This window comes from Acidisphaera rubrifaciens HS-AP3 (assembly GCF_000964365.1).
Lineage (GTDB): Bacteria > Pseudomonadota > Alphaproteobacteria > Acetobacterales > Acetobacteraceae > Acidisphaera > Acidisphaera rubrifaciens.
In genome coordinates, this window is sequence record NZ_BANB01000004.1 from 1 (window position 1) to 845 (window position 845).

General features: G+C 63.1%; 1 protein-coding gene. It reads right to left on the bottom strand.

What is annotated here, in order from left to right; genetic code table 11:
• Positions 1–13: 13 nt before the first annotated feature.
• Positions 14–768 (bottom strand): IS5 family transposase gene (locus B8460_RS00060; RefSeq protein ID WP_148360171.1). Its coding sequence is split into 2 segments (ribosomal slippage): positions 14–438 and positions 438–768, totalling 756 coding nucleotides; the frame shifts between segments, so codons are not numbered across the junction.
• Positions 769–845 lie beyond the last annotated feature (77 nt).

The window sequence follows — 845 nt, forward strand, 5'->3', positions numbered from 1 at the left end:
CTAGGGCTCGGACTCATAACCAGTAGCTGACAGTTGCTGCGATGCAGACTGCGGCGAGGAAATTGGCGGCGAGGCGGTCGTATCTGGTGGCGATCCGGCGGAAGTCTTTCAGCCTGTTGAACATCCGTTCGATGGCGTTTCGGCTGCGATAGAGGAAGGGCGAGAAGCAGGGCTTCCAGCGGCGATTGACCTTGGGCGGGATGTTCGGTGCCGTGCCCATGGCCTCGACTTTTCGTCGCACGGCTTCGCTATCGTAGCCCTTGTCGCCGTGCAGCAGCGTCGTTGTCGGCAGCAGGTTGAGGAGGGTATCGGCCGCGATGCAATCCGCCACCTGACCGCCCGTGAGCAGGAAGGCCAGAGGACGGCAGAAGCCGTCGGTCAGCGCATGGATTTTGGTGGTTCGCCCGCCACGCGAGCGACCGATGGCCTGCGTGTGTTCCCCCCTTTTCCACCAGAGGCACAGCGATGTGCCTTCACCGCCGAGGAATCGATCAGCACTTCAGCCGGAGGGCCGCCAGCAGCCGCCAGGGCGTGGAAGATATCGAGCCACACGCCCTTCGCCGCCCATCGGACAAAGCGATTGTAGAGGGTCTTGCGCGGACCGTAGATGACCGGTGCGTCCACCCAGCGCCCACCGGACTTCAGCACGTGCACGATGCCGCTGATCACCCGAAGGTCGTCAACACGCGGCTTGCCCCGCGTATCCGTCGGAAGAAGCGGAACCAGGCGCGAAAACTGCCGCTCGCTCAGCCAAAACACGTCGCTCATCCAAACGCTCCCCTCACTGGGAAACGTGAATCACGCCGCCGCGAGCCCGCTCAAGAAATTTATGGGTCCGAGCCCTA